This window comes from Micromonospora phytophila (genome assembly GCF_023656545.1).
Classification (GTDB): domain Bacteria; phylum Actinomycetota; class Actinomycetes; order Mycobacteriales; family Micromonosporaceae; genus Micromonospora; species Micromonospora phytophila.
Genome location: NZ_JAMOKF010000013.1, coordinates 1 through 21,653, shown reverse-complemented (window position 1 = coordinate 21,653; position 21,653 = coordinate 1). Strand labels below are relative to the sequence as shown.

Genomic DNA, 21,653 nt, shown 5'->3' with positions numbered 1-21,653 from the left:
ATGCCGGGCTCGGAGGCTGTCGCCGCCGGTGACATTGCGCGGCTCGCCGGCGTCGGACGGGCGGCTGTCAGTAACTGGCGGCGGCGCTTCCCCGACTTCCCGCAGCCCGTCGGGGGCAGCTCCGCGAGCCCGCTGTTCGCCCTGGCCGAGGTTGAGGACTGGCTGAGTCGCCACGACAAGCCGTTCCGGCTAACCCCCGTCGACCGGGTCTGGCAGTCGCTGCGCGGTGCCGCCGACCTGCAACTGGGCGACCGGATCGGTTACCTCGGTGGCTTCCTGGTTTTCCTCGAGCGGGATCCGGCCGGTTGGAAGAGCCTCGCTGATCAGCCTGACGCCGTCGTTGTGGAACGGCTGGTCGAAACGGCGCGGACGGTCGTTCCGGAGTTCGCGCCGCTCATCACCGACGCGCCGGACCAGGATGCGGTGACCATCGTCCGCCTGGCTGCGGAGGCGGCCGACCAGGAAGGGTCTCTGGCGGTCTTCGACTTCCTGTGCGAGCGCTACTTGGAGGTCCACTCCCGCCGCCATACCGTCACGCCCGCGGCGTTCGCCTCGCTCATGGCCACACTGGTCGCGTCGGAGGCGGAGACGATTCTCGACCCCGCCTGCGGGATCGGCACCCTGCTGCTCGCCGCTGCCGACAGCCCGTCCCGGAAATTCCGAGGACAGGAGGTGAACCGGACGGCCGCCCGCATCGCCGCCGCCCGGCTCCTGCTGCACACCGGCGACGCCCGGGTCGCCGTGTCGGACTCGCTGCGATCCGATGCGTACGCCGGGGAGTTGTTCGACGCGGTGGTGTGCAACCCGCCTTTCGGGGACCGGTCCTGGGGCCACGACGAGTTGACCGGCGATGCGCGTTGGGAGTACGGCCTGCCGCCCCGGGGGGAACCGGAACTGGCCTGGGTGCAGCACTGTCTCCGGCACGTCAGGCCCGGCGGCCGGGTCGCGATTCTCATGCCGGGTGCTGCCGCCAGCCGGCGTTCAGGCCGGCGCATCAGGAGCAACCTGCTCCGAGCCGGGGCGTTGCGCGCGGTGATCTGCCTGCCGGCGACCGGGCCGGCCGGGACGGTGGCACCGGATGTGTGGCTTATGCAGCGCCCAGACGGGGCGCGGCGTCCCGACGAGGTGCTCATGGTCGATGCCTGCTCCGAACCAGCAGGTGCCGTCCAGGCGTGGGCAGCCTTCTCCGCCGGGTCCGAGCTGCCGGCCGGGAGCCGGGCGGTGCCGATCATCGACCTGTTGGATGACGATGTCGACCTCTCGCCGGCACGGCACCTCGCTGCCGCGGGCACGCCATCGTCCGCGTTTCCACCCGTGCTGGCGGCGCTGAGCGCCGCGGTCGACGCCCTCGTGCCGGCGCTGCCGGACCTGACCGATATTCCGTCGTCCGACGTTCCGGTGATGACCACCGTCGGCGAGTTGGTCAGAACAGGTGCGGTCACGATCCGGCAGGCTCCGATGAAGATGGGTACGGCCGAGGACGGACCCGTGCCGGTGCTCACCGCCCGGGACGTACGGCTCGGGCGTTCGGCATCCGGGACGGCCGTGCCCCTCCCCGGTGCGGTCACCCTCAAGGCGGGCGACGTGGTGACACCCCTCGCACCACGAGCGTCCGCTGTCCATGTCGCCACCGAAGGCGGCCCGCTGCTCGGCCCGCGGCTCTACCTGCTCCGGGTCGACCCGGAGCAGGTGGACCCGTACTTCCTGGCCGGCTTCCTGCGGGCCACTCGGCCTGGTTCGGGTTCCGGCGGTTCATCCCTCGCGGGCCGCCTCGACATCCGCCGGACCCGCCTGCCCCGGTTGCCCCTGTCGGAGCAGCGCCGGATCGGAGCCGCGTTCCGTCGGTTGATGGCGTTCGAGACGCGGTTGCGAGAGGCGACGGCTCTGGGGGAGGAGATCGTCGAGCGGGGGTTCGTCGGTCTCGGGGACGGGACCCTGCGCCCGACGACGGCGGACTAGCCTGCGCATGCTGCGGGATCGAGAACGGGGAGGGCTGTCGCGGTGGGGATGCTGATCAATGGCCGGTACGAGCTTGATGACCTGCCCATCGGCCGTGGCGGCATGGGCGAGGTGTGGCTGGGACACGACACCAAACTGGACCGGCACGTGGCCGTGAAGTTCATCCGCTTCCCCAACGGCGAGCAGGACAAGGACTACATCCGCCGCTTCGTCCGCGAGTCGCGGATCACGGCGCGGCTCGAGCACCCCGGTGTCCCGGCCGTGTACGACGTCGGTTCACACGAGGGTCGCCCCTACCTCGTCATGCAGCGCATCCAGGGGATCAGCGTCGCCGACCTGGTCGCCGAGCAGGGCGCGCTGCCCATCGGCTGGGCGGCCGGGATCGCCGCCCAGGTCTGTGCGGTCCTCACCGCCGCGCACCAGGCCTCGCTCGTGCACCGCGACCTCAAGCCGAGCAACCTCATGCTCCAACCCGACGGCGCGGTCAAGGTGCTCGACTTCGGACTCGCCGCGGCGCCCACCCTCTCCGACTTCTCGAAGATCACCGCCACCGGGCTGCCGCCCGGCACGCCGGCCTACATGGCGCCCGAGCAGATCGAGACGAACATCAGCGGCCCCGCCACCGACCTCTACGCGCTGGGCTGCACGCTGCACGAGATGCTGACCGGCGAGCGGCTCTTCACCGGTTCCACCTCGTACGACGTGTGGAGCAAGCAGGTCAGCCACCAGCCGCTGCCGGTGCGCGGCGTACGCGACGACGTACCCGCCGGCCTGGAGGAACTGCTGCTGCATCTGCTGCAGAAGAAGCCCGAGGCCCGGCCGGTGAGCGCCCAGGCCGTCTACGACCGGCTGCTGCCCTTCGCCACTGGGCTCGGGCCGATCCCGGGAATCCTCGACGCAGTGTCGACGGTGAGCCCCACCCGAATGTACGGCTCGATGCTGGGGCGGGTGTTCACGTCGGCCCCCGCGACGCTGTCCGTCGCGCCGATTCTGCCGCCAACGCCCACCAATGAGCCGGCGGACCCGCCGGCACCACCACAGCGGCTGCCGAGGGAAACGTCGGCAGCCGGGCGCTCAGATCTACGGCGTGCACGAGCCGAAGCCAGTCGGCTGGTCGGATCGTCCCGCTACGGCCAGGCGGCCGAAGTCCTTGCCGCCGCGGTCGCGCCAGCGATCACCGTCCTCGGCGGGGCCGACGAAGACGTGGCGCGTGCCCGTCGCGACCTCGCCGACGCGCTCTTCGAAGAAGGCGACTACCGGCGGGCTGGGCCGGCCTACGAGGAACTCGCCCAGGATGCGGCCCGGGAGCAGGGTCCGCGTGTTGATCTCGCGCTGCACTGTCGGCTGAGGGGCGCCACCTGCCGAGCGCTCCTCGGCGAGACCAGCGAGGCGTTGCGGCAGCTCGAAGCGCTCGTGCGGGACGAGACCGAGGCGTTCGGCGCGGACGACCCGCGAACGTTGGAACTGCGCCGCCAGATCGGCCTGCTCCAACTCGGAGCGGGCCAGCGGCACGCCGCCGAACAGACCCTGACCCGCCTGCTGGCGGACCAGACCCGTCTGCACAGCGCCACCCACCCCAGCGCTCAGGAGATTGCCGACCTGCTCTCCGGGCTGCGCCGGCCCAAGTCCCGATGAACCACCCCGCCGATCGGCGGACCGCACCGCAGCACCGACTGTGCACGTGACCGCCGCCGGGGCGGCGTCGACTGAGGAGAGCGTCATGGGTGAGACCGCGGCACAGATCGAACACATTTCCATCCGCGTTCCGTGGCACGACAACGGCTGGAAGGGGACGGTCTGCGCCGACCCGCACGGCAACGGCACCTGCGTGCTGCTCAAGAACATCGGCCAGAACCGCCGTGACGACCATGAGCAGCGCAACGCCGGGCGGGACATCGCCGATCTGCCGCTCGCCGACGCTCCGCCGTGCGTGGCGGAACGGGCCACTTTCATGTCGCCTCGGGTGATCCCGTTCCAGCGTACGCACCCCTTCACGCAGAAGTCGCCGGCCTTCGCGACGTTCCAGCCCACTGCGCAGACGATGCCGCCGTACTCCGCCCAGGCGGTGCCCTTCCGGTGGATGTCCCGAGAGGGAGCCAAGGCGGTGAACGAGGAGCGCCGGCTCGGCCTGCTGCCCGAGCTGGAGGAGCGGGTGGACACCATCACCGGCTGGGGAAACACCACATGGACGATGCACGGCGACAACCAGCGGGCCATCCTGGACGCCTTCTTCAGCTCAGTGCAGCCGGAGCGCAGCATCGTCTTCTTCTACGCCAAGCACAGTCCGCTCACCGACGACTCCCGCCGGCTGCTCGTCGGTGCCGCGATGGTCACCGCTGTCACGCCAACCGGGGCCTACCGCAGCAGCGGAGGGGAGCCTTTCCCGGCGCAGATGTGGGAGACCACCATCGGGCACTCGCTGCGCCCCGACCAGCAGCGGGGTTTCCTGATGCCGTATCAGGCGTTGCTCGATGCCCGCGACCGGAAGGGCGTCGACATCAGCGACGCCCTGGCCTTCGCGCCAGAGGGCGGCTGGGAGGCGTTCTCGTACGTTACCGAGCACGTCAGTCACGACCTCGCCATCGACGGACTGCTCGCGTTGATGGCGGCGGGACGCGCCGCCCGACGGATCCTCGGCGACGATGCGGGTGCGCTCGGCTTCGACTGGCTCGAAGAGCAGCTCAACCGGCTGTGGAAGCTGCGCGGGCCGCGTCCCGGCCTCGCCAGCGTCCTGGCCGCCCTCGGCGTCCCGCAGTACGTGACGTTCGCCCACATGGTCGCTGCGGCTTCCGGCTCCGGTACCGATCCCTGGCAGACCCTCGAGGCGGCGATGGCGGACCCGGACCGGCTCGGCCTGACCGCGAAGACACACCTGACACCCAGCCTGCGCGTGACCTGGAAGGCCCTCAGGCCCGAGCGGAGGCAACTGCTGCAACTGCTGAGCCGCTTCTCACTGACCAAGGATCAGGCCGAGAGGTTCTTCGTCGTCGAGCGACGTGACCCCGCGCTCCACGACGACGACATCATCGCCAACCCGTACCGGCTGTATGAGGCCGACCGCGACCAGCCCGAAGGCGTACCTCTCGCCGTCATCGACCGGGGGTGTTTTCCGGACGCCGCCCTTGCTTCCGCGTTCCCGCTGGCCAAGCCCAGTGCCATGGACGACGGCCTCGACGCGCGCCGGTTACGCGCCTTCATCATCGACGAGCTGCAACGGGCGAAGGCGGTCGGGCACACACTTCAACCTCAGGCCGACGTGGTCAACAGCATCCGGGAGCGAACGCTCAGTGCGCCGTGCCCGGTCACGGCGGACGTCCTCGACGCCCATCACCTGTCCGCGCAGAGCCTGCCCACGGATGCGCCGCTGACCGGGGTGATCCTGCCCAACGGTGCGCCGGCCCTGCAGCTCGCCGAACTGACCCGGGTCGGGAACGTCATCCGCGATCAGACCGAACGCCGTCTCAAGGCGGCTCCCATCGCCGGCGCACCCGACTTCGCGGTACGTCTCGACGCGCTGCTGGGCCCCATGGACGACACCCTCCAAACGGACGAACAGGACGCCGAGGAGCGTGCCCGGGCCGAGAAGGTGGCGGCCCTCAACACGCTCTACTCGTCGCGGATCAGCGTTCTCATCGGCTCGGCGGGAACGGGAAAGACGACCCTGTTGCAGGTGCTGCGGCACACCGAGTCGGTGGCCGCCGGGGGAGTGCTCCTGGTCGCTCCCACGGGCAAGGCCCGGGTACAGCTGGCACAGCGGGTCGACGCGCCGGCGGTCACTCTGGCGCAGTTCCTGATCTCGACCAGGCGGTACGACCCATGGACCGAGCGGTACCTGGTGACCGGCGACGTGCAGACCCGGTCCAAGAACTACAAGACCGTGGTGGTCGACGAGGCGTCCATGCTCACCGAGGAGCAACTCGCGGCACTGCTCGACGCGGTCACCGGCGTGCAACGGCTGGTGCTGGTCGGAGATCCCCGGCAACTCCCGCCGATCGGCGCCGGGCGTCCCTTCGTCGACATCGTGCGTCGACTCGCGCCGGACGACATCGCCACCCGCACGCCACGGTGCGGGCCGGGCTACGCCGAACTCACCATTCCCCGCCGACAGGTCGGCCAGGAACGCGATGACCTGGTCCTGGCCAGTTGGTTCGCCGACGGGGAGCTGTCCCCGGCGGCCGACCTGGTCTGGGAGCGGCTGCGAGCGGGCGAGCAGCTGCCGACGCTGCGCGCCGTTCGGTACGGCCATGGCGACCTGTTCCCGACCCTGCTCGCCGTCCTGCGGGAGGAGGTCGAGGAGATGAGGACGGCCTCCAACGAGGAACTGGCGGCAGCGTTCGGCCGCAGCTACGGCGGCATGGTGTCCGCCAAGGGAAACCTCTACTTTCCGCCCGGCGCGGGAGGCCGCGCCGACGCCTGGCAGATCCTGTCACCGGTCCGTAGCCGGGGCTGGGGCACCATCGAGATCAACCGTGCGCTGAAGGACGCCTTCGGCACTGGTGCCCTCGAGCAGGCGGTGGGGCCGAGGCGGTGGAACGCCAAGCCGATCGGCCCGGAACGCATCGTCGTCGGCGACAAGGTGATCAACATCCGCAACCACCAGTTCAAGCAGTCCCGGATCTACCCCAGGGACGCGGAGCGCTTCGTCGCCAACGGTGAACTGGGTGTGGTGGTGGGTCAGACCCGCTCCAAGTGGGTCACCTGGCCGCCCAACAAGACCGAGATCGAGTTCAGTGGCCGCGAGAGAGTCAGGTACGACTTCTACGACTGGTCCGACGACACCCGCGCGCCGATGCTCGAACTCGCCTGGGCGATCACCATTCACAAGTCGCAGGGAAGCGAATTCGGTATCACGGTTGTTGTGCTGCCGGCGGAGGCTGCCGGGCTGAGTCGGGAACTGCTCTACACCGCCCTGACCCGGCAGAAGGGCAAGGTGATCCTGCTGCACGAGGCCGACCTCGACGAGGTCGCCAAACGGGGCTCCGCCGTCTACTCCGACACCGCAGGTCGGCTGACCAACCTCTTCGTGCCGTCGGACCCCATTCAGGTCGGTGACGCCGTGGTCGACCGCGGCCTGGTGCACCGCACCGACCGGGGTGAACTGGTCCGCAGCAAGAGCGAGCTGCTGATCGCCAACCTGCTGCACGAGCTGGGCATGTCCTACGACTACGAGGCGCCCTTCACCGGCGCCGACGGGCGGACCGTCCGGCCTGACTTCACCGTGACCACCGACTTGGGGGAAACGGTGATCTGGGAGCACCTCGGCATGCTGGCCGACCCTCGGTACGCGGCGAAGTGGGCGCTCAAGAAGGAGTGGTACGCCCGCAACGGGATCCTGCCGGTAGAGGATGGCGGCGGAGACCAGGGCATGTTGGTCGTGACCGACGATCGGGGTGGGGTGGACTTCCCGGCCTGGCGGAACCTCGCCCAGAAGGTCTTCGGTCTGTGACTCCGCGGCTGCGATGACCAGCCGGACTTCCAGGCTGTCACCGCAGCGCTGTCGGGTCTGGGCGTTTCCGGCCGGCGTCGGTTTCGCCGTCCGACATTGATGTGTCTGTTCGACCGGCCCCAGGTGCCGGTCCTACGTGGAGGGATTCGAGGATGGTCGCGGCAGCGGAGACCACGCTTCAAGGTCTGTTGGAGGGGACGAAGCAATATCAGGTGCCGTTGTATCAGCGCACCTACTCGTGGACGAAGGCGCAGTTGACGCGACTGTGGGAGGACGTGCGCAAACTCGCCGAGGACCGGGTGGACAAACCGGGCGCCACGCACTTCATCGGCTCGCTGGTGCTCGCGCCCAGCCCCGCTAACGGTCCGGCGGGTCTCGCCGAGTTTCTGGTGGTCGACGGCCAGCAGCGGCTGACCAGCCTGACCATCCTGCTCTGCGCCATTCGCGACCATCGGGCGCAGCACGAGGACCCGAAGCACCGCGACCGTCTCAACCGGCAGTACCTGACGAACCCCTGGGAGCAGGGGCAGCGCCGGTGGAAGCTGGTTCCGACCCAGGCAGACCGGGACGCCTACGTGGCCTGTCTGGAATCCACCCCCCAGGCCGGGGGCGTCGATTCCGTGGGTGTCGCCTACCAGTTCTTCGCCACCCAGCTCGCCGCAGCCGACGACCCGGACGACCCGCTGGACATCGAGCGGATCGAGAGCGCCGTCATCACGGGCCTGGCACTGGTGTCGGTCACCGCGCAGCCGGGGGACAACGTCTACCGGATATTCGAGTCGCTGAACAACACCGGTTTGAAGCTCACCCAGGGCGACCTGCTGCGCAACTACCTGTTCATGCGGCTGCCGACCCGGGGCGAGACGGTCTACCAGGCCCTGTGGCTGCCGCTGCAGAGTCGGCTGACGTCGGCGGAGCTGGAGCTGCTCTTCTGGCTCGACCTGGTGCACCGCGACCCGCGGATCAAGCAGACCGACATCTACGCGGCGCAGCAAACCCGGCTTGAGCGGCTGCGGTCCGAAGAGGAGATTGAGGCGGAGGTGCAGCGGTTCAGTCGCCTCGGTGCCCTGCTGCGGGTCATCATTCATCCCGATGAGGAGCAGGACCCGGGCGTACGGCGGCGGCTCCAGCGGTTGAGCGCCTGGGGCACGACCACGGTCTACCCGCTGCTGCTGCACCTGATGGACCGCCGCGAGCACGGCACCGCGACGTCCGCGCAGGTCGCTTCGGCAATGCTGTACGTGGAGAGCTTCTTCGTCCGCCGCCTGGTGATCGGTCGAGCCACCGCGAACATCAACCGGATCCTGCTGTCCATCGTCACCGAGATGGACCGGGGCCTGCCGGTGGACCAGGCGGTCCACGCCTACCTGTCGGCCGGCCGCAAGTACTACGCCACTGACGAAAGCGTTCGGGCCGCCGTCCCATCGATTCCGTACTACCTCAACGGGCGCCCGCACCAGCGCAACCTTGTGCTGCGGTGGCTGGAGGAGTCGTACGGCAGCAAGGAGCCGGTGGCGCTGGACTCGCTGACCATCGAGCACGTGCTGCCACAGACTCCCACCAGCGAATGGCGGCAGATGCTGGCCGCTGACCTCGGACCGGAGGAGAACTTCGGTGAGGCGCACGAAGCTCTGGTCCACACGTTGGGGAACCTGACCCTAACCGGCTACAACTCGGAGCTGAGCAACAGCTCCTTCCCGGTGAAGCGCGTCCAGCTCGGCCAGAGCGGGATCGTGCTCAACCAGGAAATCGCCGCCCATGACCGCTGGGGCCGCACTCAGATCCACGCCCGCGCCGACGCCCTCGCCGACCGCATCGTCTCCATCTGGCCGGGCCCCACCACGATGCAGGCGGCGGAAGAGTCGGAGGTGCCCTGGGACGTCATGAACAAGGCGCTCGTCGAGCTGCCAGCGGGTTCCTGGACCACGTACGGCGATTTGGCCGCGCTCATCGGCAGCCACCCGGTGTCTGTCGGTGCCCGGCTCGCCAAGCACCCCGTCCCGAACGCACACCGGGTCCTGCAGGTCGAGGGCACCGTCGCGTCCGGCTTCCAGTGGAACGACCCGAACCGCACCGAAGACCCGCGCGACCTGCTGCGCGCCGAGGGCGTGCAGTTCGACCAGTACGACCGCGCGGACCAGGCCCAGCGCATCGGCACCGAGGAACTGGCGCAGCTCGCCGGGGTGACGCCAGATGACCTGCCCGAGCGCCTGCCCCGGCCGCGACCCGACCAGGAGGTCGACTACGCCGCACGCTTCCTCGAGCAGCTGACCGCCCTGCAGGGACCGGCGGTCGCCACCGCCACCCACGTCGTGCTCGAGGCCTGGACCGCGATCGGCGGCACGCTGCTCTACGGCACCCGCGGCGAAACCTCCTGCTTCCTCATGGCCCGCGATCGCAGGCACGAACTTGGCGACATCTGGCCGGCGGCGATCTACCCGAGCGGAAAGTTCGAGGTCGTGTTCCAGCACCTGAGCGTCCGGCCCCCGTTCGGGGATGTTGCCCTGCGGGAGGAGCTGCGCCAGCGGCTGAACCAGTTGCCGGGTGTGAACATCGCCGCCGCGAAGATCGCCCTTCGACCCGGGTTCCCGCTGACCGTGCTCACCGATTCCGACGCCAGGGATGCTCTGCTCGACCACCTGCGCTGGTTCTACGACCAGGCCCAGTTGCCCGCCTCGGACGAGCTGATCATGGTCTAAGCTCCCGGCACCGACACTCACGGTCCCGCAGCGCCCCGGGCGCGGGGCGCTGCGGGAACCGGCCCGCACGCCGTGGCCGGTTATGCCGCCGCCGTCGATCCACCACCCCTGGAGGTCTGCTCATGCCTCAGCTCGCCTTCGCCAACACCTTCTGGGAGAGCTTCGACGTCCTGGAAAAGCCGGTCAAGGCCGGCGTGCGTAAGGCGATGGCGAAGTTCCAGCAGCTCACCATCGCCGAACTGCACGCTGACAAGGGCCTGCACCTGGAGTCGGTGAACAATGCCCGCGACCCGCGGATGCGGACCATCCGCATCAACGACTTCTGGCGCGGGGTCGTGCTGGCGCCCGACGATGGCAGCGACACCTTTCTCCTGCTGAACGTCGTCCCGCACGACGGCGCGTACACGTGGGCGGCGAAGCGCCTCTACACGGTCAACACGGCGACGCGAGCACTGGAGGTCCGCAACGTCGTCGCCCTCGAGCAGCTCACGCCGGCGCTAGAGAAGGCGGCGGCGCAGGCGCCGACGCTGCTGTTCGCCCGCCATTCCGACACGGTGCTGCGCCACCTCGGCATCGACGATCAGGTGTTGCGGGCCGTCCGGACGATCATCGACAAGCCCCAGCTCGAAGCATTCGGCACGCTGCTACCCGAGGACCAGTTCGAGGTTTTGCAGTACCTCGCCGAGGGCTTCTCCGCGGATGACGTCTATCGCGACCTCGTCGCCGAACGCCGGCCGGCTGCCGCGACGCCGGAGCCCAGCGAGAGCCTGGCTGCGGCGATCGCCAACACCACCAGCCGCATCATGCTGGTGACCCGGCCCGACGAGCTGGCCGAGATCCTCGACAAGCCGTTCGCCGCCTGGCGGGTGTTTCTTCACCCGTCGCAGCGGCGCCTCGCGTACCGGGTCTCGTACAAGGGGCCGGCGCAGGTGACAGGTGGTCCGGGAACGGGCAAGACGGTGGTCGCCCTGCACCGGGTCAAGCACCTGCTGTCCCGCTCGGCCGACGGCCGGGTGCTGCTCACCACGTACACCAATGCCCTGGCCGCCGCCCTGCGGGAGAACCTGGCGCTGCTCCTCGGCGACGACAAGCAGCTGGCGCGGGTGGAGGTGACCACGGTCAACGCCTTGGCCACCCGCGCCGTGCGCACCCTCGCCGGGCGAGCGCCCACCCCGATCGGGGACACGGACGAGCGGCAGGTCTGGCGGCGGGTGTGCCGACGGCTCACGCTGCCCTGGACCGAGCAGTTCCTCGCCCAGGAGTACCGGCACGTCATCCTCGCCCACGACGTGCGCAGCCGCGAGGAGTACCGCGAGGTCAGCCGGCGGGGGAGAGGGTCGGCGCTGGGCCCGCGACAGCGTGACCGGGTATGGGACGCGGTGGAGATGTTCTCGGCCGAGCTGGCGGCGGCCGGCACCATCACCCACCTTCAGGTGTGCGCGCGAGCGGCGCAGCTGCTCGGGGAGGCCGACCTCGGTGACCACGGCTTCGACCACGTGGTGGTGGACGAGGCGCAGGACCTGCACCCGGCACAGTGGCGGGTGCTGCGCGCCGCAGTAGCGCCCGGCCCCGACGACCTGTTCATCACCGGAGACCCGCACCAGCGGATCTACGACTCCCGGGTGTCGCTCGCCGCCCTCGGCATCTCCGTCGCAGGGCGCAGCAGCCGGCTGCGCATCAACTACCGCAGCACCGAGGAGATCCTGTCCTGGTCCACTGGGGTGCTCGTTGGGTCGCGGGTCGAGGACCTCGGCGGTGAGGGCGAGGACAGCCTCACTGGCTACCGGTCGCTGCTGCACGGCAAGCGACCTCACGCGAACGGCCACCCGACGAGTCAGGCCGAGGTCGCGGCGCTCGTTGAGAGGGTGGGGGAGTGGCTGGAGCAGGGCGTCCAGCCGAGCGAGATCGCGGTCTGCGCGCGGTTCAACATGCTGCTTGGTAGCGTGCACGAGGAGCTGACCGGGGCCGGGATTCCGGCCGTCCGGGTGCGAGACCAGCCCGGCCCGGACGTTGACGGGGTGCGGCTCGCCACCATGCACGCGATGAAGGGGCTGGAGTTCCGCTGCGTCGCGGTGGTGGGGGCCACGGCCAAGGCGGTTCCCTTCGCCAAGGAGGTCACGCCGAGCGAGGTCGATCAGCTGCAGCACGAGAGCGACATGCTCAGGGAACGATGCCTGCTTTTCGTCGCCAGTACCCGGGCGCGGGAAGCCCTCCACGTGTCATGGAGCGGACCGCCCAGCCCATTCCTGGCGTTTGCAACCGACGCCCGCTGACCGGATAAGCAATCATATCGACCGTCGCCCGCCGCCAGCTGAGCGGCAGGGCCTCCTGCCTCAGACGGATTTCCCGGATTCACTGCGCCAGGCCGATGCCACAGACGGGCAGCGACTCGTCGGCATGCTGCCCGTCTATCCCGGACGGACGGAGGAGGAGGAACAGATTATGTTTCGGATAAGTTCGTCGGCATGGAGTACCGAAACTACACAGCCGACGGCACCTACTGGACAGTGCGCAAGAGCAGATCGGTGTACTGGGTTGTGCGTCTAAAGCGGGTCGGTGGCTCCTACGTCGTCCAAGAGTGGTGGGGCGGCTACAAGCAGGCGGGGTCGGCTGGCGGCGCGGCTGCCCAGTTGGCCTACCACCAGGCACGGGAGGACGTGGTCAATGAAATGCGGGGAAGCCTGCACAAGGCGTTGGAGCGGGTAGGGCTCGGCGCTCTGCCCAAACCGGCGCCGGTCCGGCCCGATCCGTCGATGTTGCCGCCCGCGGATGAGTTGGACGACGCCGAGGACTGAGCGTCTGGGCCGCCTGATGATCAAATTTCCTGCACGGCGGCATCGCCCGTGCACCGGGTAGCACACCACGGCCTGGAACAAGCGGCGAAACCCACGAGGCCTTTGCCCACGCGAAGGTGACGCCGCGACAATGCTCACCTGTAGCCAAGAGGCACTTGGAGGAGCAGGTGGATCAACTGACGATCGCGGAGCGAGTCGTGCAGGAGCTGTTGCGCACCCGGCTCCCGCTTGACGACGACGAGCTCGCGCGGCAGCTCGACGTGCAGCCTCGGCAGACGATCAACCAGGCGTGCCGCAGGCTCGAACAGAGCCGCCGGCTCCGCCGCTACATCGGCCCGAGCGGAAAGATCGTCAACGAGATCGTGAGTGACACCTTCCCTGAGGATGCTGTCGTCCAACAGAAGGTCCTGGCAGAGCCGGCGGCGGGCGACAGCGCGCCACAGCGGCAGGCCGAAGGGATCATGCTCGGTCTGCTGGGAGAACGGCTCGGTTGTGTGTTGAAGCCGCGCAGATTCTCTCTGGCGGACGGGGCGCGGGTCGAGGTCGACGGTGCCGACGAGCACCTGACGGTGCTGGTCGAAGCGTGGGCCCATCAGGGACCGCCGAAGGCCGCCCAGAAGCATAAGGTCCTGGCGGACGCGATGCGTCTCCTCTTCGTCGCGTCAACCCTGGTGACTGCGCCGCGGCTGGTGCTGTGCCTCTCCGACGAGGAGGCAGCCCACCACTTCACCACCGCACGGTTCTGGGCGGCCGCTGCACTGCGCGCCTTTCAGATCCAGGTCGAAGTGGTCGAGCTTGCAGCTGGGTTGAGAAGCGAGATCCTCGGTGCTCAGCAGCGACAGTACCGGTAAGCAGCGCTGTCCCTGTTCCGCGGCGGCGGACCGCCTTGGTCGCCTGTGGGAGTTTCGTCGCTGTCGTCGGTTTGACGCTTGTGGCAGAACGTCTCCGGCGCCCTGACGTTGAAGCTCAACCTCACCGGAACCCTTCGCGGTTCATCGCGGTCACGAAATCCGTCCACGCCCGCGTAGTAAAGGTGAGCACCGGGCCGCTGGCGCCCTTCGAGTCACGAACGGTGACGATGCCGGGGAGGTTGGTGGCGACCTCGACGCAGTTGCCGCCGTTGCCGCCGCTGCGGGTGCTCTTACGCCAGATGGCGCCGGTCAGGTCAGTCATGCCGCATCTCCCCGATGACCCGCTTGATCATGTCCGTCGATTGTGCCCCATCGAGGGCCAGCCGCTCCAGGCTGTGCCACACGCCCTGGTAGGCCGCCAGCTCGTCGGGCTTGTCAAGGTAGAGCGCCCCGGTCAGCGACTCGCTGTACGCCACGGAGGGCTCCGGCGCGGTTCGACCCCCGTTGGTCGCGGGAAAGTCGAGGATCACGAACGAGCCCGCCACCGCGCCGGAGTGTGGACCGGCGGCGAAGGGGAGCACCCGCACGGACACGTTGGGCATGTCGCCAGCTTTCAGCAGGTGCGTGAGCTGCTCGACCATCACGCCACTGCTGCCGACGGCCCGGCGCAGCACCGCCTCCGAGAGGACGGCGTCCACCCGGGGTGGCTTCGGCAGTCGACGAGTCAGCAGTCCCTGTCGTTGCAGCCGCACCTCGACCGACCGCTCGCGATCCTCCTCGCTGGTGGCGGGCTGATCCAGACGCGCGAGTCCGAGCGCGTACTCGCGCGTCTGCAGCAGGCCGGGAATCAACGTCTCCTCGTACTGGCGCAGGTGCGCGGCGGCGGATTCCAGGCCGACGTACAGCTCGAACCAGCTCGGCACCGCGTCCCCGTACGCGTGCCACCAGCCCTTCGACTTCGTCTCCGCGGCCAGCCCGCGCATCGCCTCGGTCATCTCCGGCGACACCCCGTACAGCTCGCACATCGCCTTCACGTCGAGCACCCGCACCGGCCCCATGCCGCACTCGAGCCGCCAGATCTTCTGCCGGCTGTATTCGAGGGCCTCGGCGGCGGCGTCGAGCGTCACCCCCGCCTCGTTGCGGAACTGCCGCAGCAGCCGGCCGAGCTGCCGGCGGGGCACGGTCGATCCGATGTCCTCGGCCACCTGCACACTCCCTGATTCCGTGGCGCAACACTGCGTGATGCTCTCCCGCAACTCCTACGTGGTTCAGCAAAGAAAGTCAATGCACATCCGGGAAATCGCGGCGTGAAACGTTGCGCCTTCACTCCGAACTGTCACAGGATGACCACAGCACGGCGGCCGGGCGATTCCCCCGACCGGCCGCCGCGCCACCCGATCACATCCCCGTCGAGCAGCCCTGGCGCCGTACCGCTGAGTGGAGCTGCGGTGTCAGGGCGGGGTGGGTCCGCCCGTGCGGGGAGGGCGGGTGGGCCCGCCCCATCCACGACCAGGAAGGCAGCCAGCCATGAGCGTCCGAAACTCCAGACCGACCCCGGCGAGCGGTGGCGTGACCTACCGCTCCACGGCGTACACCAGCCTGCTGCCCTGGCAGGTGCGCGAGCGCCGCTTCCCGCCCGCCCGGCTCGGACGCCGCGGCCTCGCCCCCGTCGAGGTGTACGCCTTCCTCGACCGGGTCGCCGTCGACATGGCCGCCGTCTACGCCGCCCTCGCCGAGAGCCGCCGGGAGGCTGCCCTGGTCAAGGACGCCCTGCGCCGCTGGCAGTCCGCGCAGGCCCGCGCTGGCGGCGCCGAGGGTGGTCACCGATGACCCAGCGGTACGTCATCCACCTGCCCGTCCTTGCCGCCGACCTGCCCGCCGCGCAGCGTCTGGCCCGGGTCGTCGGCCGCTGGATGACGGTGCTGCCGATGATGGACCCGGGGGAGATGACCGTCTCCGAGGAGGACCGGCAGTTTCTCCGCCACCGGGTCTTCTGCGACCTGCTGCTGCCCGGCGGTCGACGCTGCCTGCTCCGCGCCGACCACGACGGCGAGTGCTCCCGCCGGCTGCGCCAGTGACGGGCCGCCGGGTCTACGCGGAGCCACTATGGACGGCGCGACTCGCGAGAAATCATGCTGCGGTGTGCGATTCCTTCAACGGCAGGTGATGGCTGAGAGCCACGCCTGGTCGGCCGCGGAGGACGATGCCGCTCATGCGTCCAGCACGGTGAGCCACTCGGCCTTCCGGGGGCGGTAGCCATGCCGGTCCAAGAGTCCCCGTACGATCGCTGGCACGTGACCGGCACCGTAGACGACCGCGACGTCGATCCGCTCCGACGAACGCGTACGGACCAGCTCGGACAGCGCGGCAAGTAGCCGCTCATCCCGATGGCCGCCGAACGTGCGCTCGAAGTGCTCAGAGAACTCACTGTCCGAGTACATCTCGTCCTTCGCGCTAGGCAGGTCGTTCAACTCGACTTCAGGCGAGAGCAGCCGCCGCGTGCCCCCGAAGAACTGCGCGACGGCCACGATCGGAATGACACACCACATCAGTAGCCGGTATCGCTGCGGCATGGCCCGCCAGCCCTGGGCGAACTCCGCCGTCGTCACGTCCGGGTTGATCAGCTCCACGCCGAGCGACCGGTACGCGATGTTGTCGACCACCAGTCCGGAACGCTTGTTGGCTGGCATGACCCGGTAGGTGAGTGTGATGGCCCATCCAAGTACCGAACGCCCGCTGACGCCTTCGACGACGAGCAGGTCACACTGCCGGAGCCGCTGCGCCACCGCCGCGTAGAACTTTGGGCTCGCTACATGAAGCATGGGGAACAGCACGAACTCCAACTGGCTGCCGGGGCGCCGAAGGCGCAGCACCGCAGAGCGGGTCCCGATGATGCTGTGCTCGATGATCTGCATGCCCGCCCACCTAGCGTCTGCCGGCACCGAGCTTCAAGGTAGGCCCGGGAAGCAAGCCGGGCGCGCACGTCGTCGTGGCAGATCCGGGCGATCACGGTCCCTCGACTGCCGGTGGGCCGCTCTTGAGGTGTACGAGCGCAATCCACGGGGGCTGTCTCGGACGAGGGGTCGAGGCTCGCGCGTGATCGTGCGCAGAACGCAGCCACTGCCAATCGTCGGCTCCCGGACAAGCCAGGGGGTCCAGCGGATGGGCATGTCCTCGAAGGAGGTGGCCGTGAAGCCGAAGACGGGCCGGCCCGGCGGCCTGCTAGCGTGCGCCGCGTGAAAAGCGACGACGAGATCCTGGAGGTGGTTCGCCAAGACCTGCGTCTCGCCGAACTGCTGTGGGAGGTCTGCGAGTTTGACCTCACGCGCGGTGATCACGGGGAGCCTGTCAGGCTGTCGTCCGGGCAGCCCCTGGAAGGCATAGCCGGTGACTTCACCGGCGGAACGTTCTTCCTCTGCGGTGAACGCCGGTCAACGCGACCAGTCTTGTACGCCAGCTCCGAAGGGCAGGCTGGTCTCATCGGCCGGAACCTCGGCGAAGCCCTGGAGGTCATGGTCGGGTTACCGTCCTGGCAAGACTGCGTGAAGTTCTCCGGCGGCGGTGATCTGATGATCATGCAATCCGCCGCAGAGCACCTGCAGCGCGACGAGCTCAGGGACCAGCCCGGCATTGGCGCTCAGCGGATCGAGCTCGCGTCAGCACTGTCGCTGGACCTGGCGACTGTGCCCGTGCTCCTGGCCCGCTTGCGTGATGCGGTGGCCAGTACCACACCTGATTTCATCCTCACTGTCGAACCCGATGAGGAGTACGAGTCGCTGTTTGGGGAGTGGCTGCCGAGCCGGAATCCCTCTTGGGGATGAGGGTTCCGCCGATTCCGGCGGCCTGGCCCCAGTTGAGCATCCGTACCTGCCGCGAAGCGCTCGGCAGGTCGTGGGACCTGTCCGCGCGCAGCCGAGGGCGGAGCCGGAGAGCGGCTTTCGCTGTCAGCGCCCGCTGGGCTCCGGCGGCTCGTCGAACGTCAGCGTCAAGGTGCTGTGGAAGGCGTGGGATTCGGTGCCTGTCCGTCGTCGGTCGGCTGGCTCGGTATCGCCCGTCCATACCTTCACCGCCCGGTACGCGAACCCGTCCTGGGTCGCAGCCTCGGCCAGGAACGAGACCCTCTGCCCGGCGGCTAGCTGCCTGAGTCCATTCATGGCGATCACCGAGAAGTGGACCCAACACCCGCCGGGCACACCCGGCCCGTCGATGATGCCCCAACCCTCGTCGGTGTGATAGGTCCGAACGACTCCCGAGCTTGCCATCCGTTCATTCTGCCTGGCGCCGACATCGCGAAGAGCAACGCCCAGGTCGGCTGCTGCAACGGCCGAATCTCCACCGTCCATGCAGCAGCGCAGCAGCGTACCGCTGCGGCGATCGGGCAGCGTTCATCGCGGCGGCGAGGCGTTTGGCGACGAGGGTGGCACTTCCGAACGGCTCCCACGTGCCAGCGTGGGTGTCTCAGCGGGGAAGGTGATCTTGGCGTTCACTGCTTGCACCGCCACGGCGGCGACGAGCAGCGCCCCGGCCGTGACGCACAGCAGCCGCACGACAGTCGCCCATGGCAACCCTGCGGCTGGCAACACCGGGGTCAGGGCGTACCCGATGGTTGCGACGGCGCCCGCGACGGGCCAGAACACCATCGAGCGGGTGCGGACTGGCGGTGGGTTGCCGTGCCAGGCGCGAAGCAGCCGGCGGCGGCCGATCACGACGGCGACGCCGAGCGTGACCAGCGCGCCGACGAGGCTGCTGGGGATGTCCGACACCGTCCACCAGGCGACCTCGCTGACCGAATCCCAGTCGATGCCGAATACGATGCGCAGCCATGCCGCGGTGTGGGTGAGGTGGTCCCAGCCGATGTGAGTGGCCGCGCCGAGCAGCGCAGATCCGGCGGTGATCTGCCACGGGTGGCGCACTGTGGCAAGCACCCCGTAGTCGCGCAGCGCGAACGGGCCGAGGTGGGGTAGGTGGGCGGCGAGGGTCGCGACGGTGGCGCGGACGAGCCACGCGCCGAGCAGCGCCACTGGCACACACCACCACACCAGCGCGGTGAGAGTGTGGCTCTGCCACTCCGGTCCGACCCCGAGGAGCGCGTACCTGACGTCGGGTGCGACCGCCCCGGTCGTCAGCGCGACACCGTCGAACCAGCGGGGTCGCCAGAGCTTGAGCGGGAGTACCACACCCGGGTGCGACGGGAAGGTCAGCGGCATCGGCGCATCTTCCCACCTGCTACTCCAGCGCGGGTGAGAGTGCCGGGTTTCCGGTGTAACCGGTCCGGCACGGTTAGTGCGGCAGCCGCCGTTTGAGATGTTGCTGATGGAGGCGACTGAACGCGAGGCGGCGACTGCGTGATGGTGCGTTGTGGACAGGGCGGGCAATAGCGACAGGACCAGGCGGGCAGCGTTGCCGCTCGGGACATCGAATCGTTAGGGTGCGTTGTGCGACTGATGATCGCCACAGCGTTCGGTGCAATCTTGCTCGTCGCTGGGTGCTTCGACGTGCTGTGGGCGCAGAACGCGATGTTCGACCTGCAGGCGACAGCGCACAGCGCGGACGCCGACCGACATGTTTTGCCCGCGCTGGCGAATCTCTACACGGCCGGGCACTACGGCGTCCAACTGGCGGCCATCCCGATGGGGTTTGTTGTCGCAGCCAAACACCCGATGGCGGTGGCGTGGCGTCGTGCCGGCGTCGTGGGGCTGTCGGCCGGTCTCGCCGGGACCCTCATCGTCGCGCCGTTGGCTGTGCTGACCCTGCGGGCGAATCCGGAGTACAAGCGGTTTCTTGACCTCGCCACGCTTGCCGACGGTCGCGTCGTGTTGGCCGCCGTCGGCGGCTTGGTAACGTGCGTGAGTTGGGCGCTAATCGGCGTTGTGGTGGGCGTGCACTGGCGATGGTCGCCTCGTGCGGGGTGGCTGGCCTGGGCCAGCTATGCCGGGCTCACTTGGTGTTGGGGTGTGCTGATCTCGGTCGGGCCGCTACGAGACTCTGGGCCGGCCCTGCTCGTGCCGAACCCCACGACGGCCGGCACAGCCGAGGCGCTAGTCGGACCAGACCGTGGCTGGGCGTGGCTCGGCGTCGGGCTGATCACCGCCCTCGCGGTCGCCGGCGCCATCAAGCCCAAGCCCGACGAGCCCACTACCAAACGACGGCTCAGCCTCAAACTTCAACCATGATCCCGATTGGCGGCTGCCGTATTAGTTGGTGGTGCTGGGGATGCTGCGTCCTCCGGCACGATCATCGTCGGTGAGATCCGCAACCGTCGCCACTGACAACCTGCGCGCCACCGGCCTTCGGCTTGCGGACGCGAACGTGCGGTACCGCAAACCGGTAGGCGGGGACCGTCGGGAAGGCCAGCCCCATGCCGGTTCGCGGCGCCGGCAGTCCGCGCCTGCCACGACGGCATCGACGGAGTGCCGGCCGTCGAGTACGTTACCGGCGGATCGATCTGGCGATGGTGGACGGCGGGGAGGCCGCATGGCCGGGAAACACCGTTCGTGGTGGGGCTGGGGGCACGTCGAGGACGCCGTGACCGGCGCGGAGGCCACCGCGTTGGCCGACCGGGTGCGTACCCTGCTGCCCGGCGTCGACCTGACCGAGCATGTCGCGCCGCCGGTGGCCGAACTCGGCCTGCGCCCGCCGCGGGTCGATCCGCCGACGTCGCTCGCCCGGCTGTGCTCGACGGACCCGGCCGACCGGGCGGCGCACACCCACGGCAAGGCGTTCCGGGACGTCGTCCGCAACCTGCACGGGGAGGTTCACGACCCGCCGGACCTGGTGGTCCGGCCGGCGAGCGAGCAGGACGTCGTCGACGTGCTGGACTGGTGCGCGGGCCGGGACATCGCGGTGATCCCCTACGGCGGCGGCTCGTCAGTGGTCGGCGGCGTGGAGCCGCGGCTGGACGACGCGTATCCCGCGGCGGTCAGTCTCGACCTCGGGCGCCTCGACCGGGTGCTGGAGGTGGACCCGACCAGCCGGGCGGCCCGCATCCAGGCCGGTGTGTTCGGCCCGGCGTTGGAGGACCAGCTCCGACGGCACGACCTCACGCTGCGGCACTTCCCGCAGTCGTTCGAGTTCTCCACCCTGGGCGGCTGGTTGGCCACCCGCGCCGGCGGTCACTACGCCACCGTCCTGACCCACATCGACGACCTGGTGGAGTCGTTGCGGGTGGTCACCCCGGCGGGCACCAGCCAGTCCCGCCGGCTGCCCGGCTCCGGCGCCGGGCCGTCCCCGGACCGGCTGTTCCTCGGCTCGGAGGGCACGCTCGGCGTCATCACCGAGGCGTGGATGCGGCTGCAGGACCGGCCGCGCTGGCGGGCGGACGCCTCGGTGCACTTCACCGACTACGACGAGGCGGTCGAAGCCACCCGGGCCATCGCCCAGTCCGCGCTGCACCCGAGCAACTGCCGGCTGCTCGACCCCGCCGAGGCGCTGCTCAACGCCGGCGCCGCCACCACCGGCGGCGTGCTCGTCCTGGGATTCGAGTCCGCCGACCATCCGGTCACACCGTGGCTGGACCGCGCCGTCGAGCTGTGCCGCGACCACGGGGGAACCCTGCCGGAGCCGCCCCGCGGCGACGACTCCTCCGGCCCACGGCAGCGGACCGCCGCCGACGCCTGGCGGTCGGCTTTCCTGCGGATGCCGTACCAGCGCGACGCACTCGCCGCCCGGTCGATGATCGTGGAGACGTTCGAGACCGCCTGCACCTGGGACCGATTCCCCGCCTTACGCGCCGCCGTGCTCGCCGCGGCCGGCGACGCGCTCCGCGCCGTCGCCGCGACCGGTGTGGTCACCTGCCGCTTCACCCACGTCTACCCGGACGGCCCCGCCCCCTACTTCGGCGTGTACGCCACCGGCCGCTGGGGCGCCACCCTCGCCCAGTGGGACCAGATCAAGCATGCCGTCT

At 69.5% G+C, this 21,653-nt stretch carries 17 protein-coding genes; 12 read left to right on the top strand and 5 right to left on the bottom strand.

All coding sequences use genetic code 11. The features are described from left to right. The 7 genes from NCC78_RS04035 to NCC78_RS04005 all read left to right on the top strand — a co-directional run bounded on the left by NCC78_RS04035 (position 1) and on the right by NCC78_RS04005 (position 13,750). Entirely contained in the window at positions 1-1,959 is a 1,959-nt protein-coding gene (locus NCC78_RS04035) for an N-6 DNA methylase (protein ID WP_250791797.1), read from the top strand. Between the two features lie 48 nt (positions 1,960-2,007). Then, the gene (locus NCC78_RS04030) at positions 2,008-3,594 is read left to right on the top strand and encodes a serine/threonine-protein kinase (RefSeq protein WP_250791810.1); all 1,587 of its coding nucleotides are present in this window, start codon (positions 2,008-2,010) and stop codon (positions 3,592-3,594) included. 85 nt (positions 3,595-3,679) lie between these two features. Next, positions 3,680-7,405: an AAA family ATPase gene (locus NCC78_RS04025; protein WP_250791796.1), complete on the top strand. Its 3,726-nt coding sequence runs from the start codon at positions 3,680-3,682 to the stop codon at positions 7,403-7,405. Between the two features lie 152 nt (positions 7,406-7,557). Continuing rightward, on the top strand, positions 7,558-10,104 hold the full coding sequence (locus NCC78_RS04020) for a GmrSD restriction endonuclease domain-containing protein (RefSeq protein WP_250791795.1): 2,547 nt from the start codon (positions 7,558-7,560) through the stop codon (positions 10,102-10,104). Positions 10,105-10,226: 122 nt separating this feature from the next. Next, positions 10,227-12,377: a UvrD-helicase domain-containing protein gene (locus NCC78_RS04015; protein WP_250791794.1), complete on the top strand. Its 2,151-nt coding sequence runs from the start codon at positions 10,227-10,229 to the stop codon at positions 12,375-12,377. 192 nt (positions 12,378-12,569) lie between these two features. Then, positions 12,570-12,899 carry a hypothetical protein gene (locus NCC78_RS04010; protein WP_250791793.1) on the top strand — a complete coding sequence of 110 codons (330 nt, stop codon included), beginning with the start codon at positions 12,570-12,572 and terminating at the stop codon, positions 12,897-12,899. 167 nt (positions 12,900-13,066) lie between these two features. Then, the gene (locus tag NCC78_RS04005; protein WP_250791792.1) at positions 13,067-13,750 is read left to right on the top strand and encodes a hypothetical protein; all 684 of its coding nucleotides are present in this window, start codon (positions 13,067-13,069) and stop codon (positions 13,748-13,750) included. Positions 13,751-13,871: 121 nt separating this feature from the next. On the opposite strand, the gene NCC78_RS04000 is transcribed toward NCC78_RS04005, so the two are convergent. Together NCC78_RS04000 and NCC78_RS03995 are read right to left on the bottom strand one after the other, a co-directional pair. After that, a complete protein-coding gene (locus NCC78_RS04000) occupies positions 13,872-14,072 on the bottom strand; it encodes a DUF397 domain-containing protein (RefSeq protein ID WP_250791791.1) in 201 nt (66 codons plus the stop codon). After that, positions 14,065-14,955: a helix-turn-helix domain-containing protein gene (locus NCC78_RS03995; RefSeq protein ID WP_250791790.1), complete on the bottom strand. Its 891-nt coding sequence runs from the start codon at positions 14,953-14,955 to the stop codon at positions 14,065-14,067. The genes NCC78_RS04000 and NCC78_RS03995 overlap by 8 nt, the downstream gene beginning before the upstream one ends. Before the next feature lie 322 nt (positions 14,956-15,277). Between NCC78_RS03995 and NCC78_RS03990 the strand changes: the two genes are divergently transcribed. Both NCC78_RS03990 and NCC78_RS03985 read left to right on the top strand, forming a co-directional pair. Then, a complete protein-coding gene (locus tag NCC78_RS03990) occupies positions 15,278-15,580 on the top strand; it encodes a DivIVA domain-containing protein (RefSeq protein ID WP_250791789.1) in 303 nt (100 codons plus the stop codon). Then, positions 15,577-15,828 carry a hypothetical protein gene (locus NCC78_RS03985; RefSeq protein ID WP_250791788.1) on the top strand — a complete coding sequence of 84 codons (252 nt, stop codon included), beginning with the start codon at positions 15,577-15,579 and terminating at the stop codon, positions 15,826-15,828. Before NCC78_RS03990 ends, NCC78_RS03985 begins: the two co-directional genes overlap by 4 nt. A gap of 132 nt (positions 15,829-15,960) precedes the next feature. On the opposite strand, the gene NCC78_RS03980 is transcribed toward NCC78_RS03985, so the two are convergent. Further along, a complete protein-coding gene (locus NCC78_RS03980) occupies positions 15,961-16,665 on the bottom strand; it encodes a hypothetical protein (protein ID WP_250791787.1) in 705 nt (234 codons plus the stop codon). Positions 16,666-16,986: 321 nt separating this feature from the next. Here NCC78_RS03980 and NCC78_RS03975 point away from each other — a divergent pair, with 321 nt between their 5' ends. Then, positions 16,987-17,571: a hypothetical protein gene (locus tag NCC78_RS03975; protein ID WP_250791786.1), complete on the top strand. Its 585-nt coding sequence runs from the start codon at positions 16,987-16,989 to the stop codon at positions 17,569-17,571. 123 nt (positions 17,572-17,694) lie between these two features. Here the strand turns inward: NCC78_RS03975 and NCC78_RS03970 are convergent, their stop codons facing one another. After that, entirely contained in the window at positions 17,695-18,093 is a 399-nt protein-coding gene (locus NCC78_RS03970) for a cold-shock protein (protein WP_250791785.1), read from the bottom strand. A 42-nt stretch (positions 18,094-18,135) separates the two neighbouring features. After that, on the bottom strand, positions 18,136-18,957 hold the full coding sequence (locus tag NCC78_RS03965; RefSeq protein ID WP_250791784.1) for a DUF4184 family protein: 822 nt from the start codon (positions 18,955-18,957) through the stop codon (positions 18,136-18,138). 228 nt (positions 18,958-19,185) lie between these two features. Between NCC78_RS03965 and NCC78_RS03960 the strand changes: the two genes are divergently transcribed. Continuing rightward, positions 19,186-19,923, top strand: a complete 738-nt coding sequence (locus NCC78_RS03960; RefSeq protein ID WP_250791783.1) for a hypothetical protein — start codon at positions 19,186-19,188, stop codon at positions 19,921-19,923. A gap of 301 nt (positions 19,924-20,224) precedes the next feature. After that, a partial coding sequence (locus NCC78_RS03955) for an FAD-binding oxidoreductase (RefSeq protein WP_250791782.1) occupies positions 20,225-21,653 on the top strand: 1,429 nt, incomplete at its 3' end.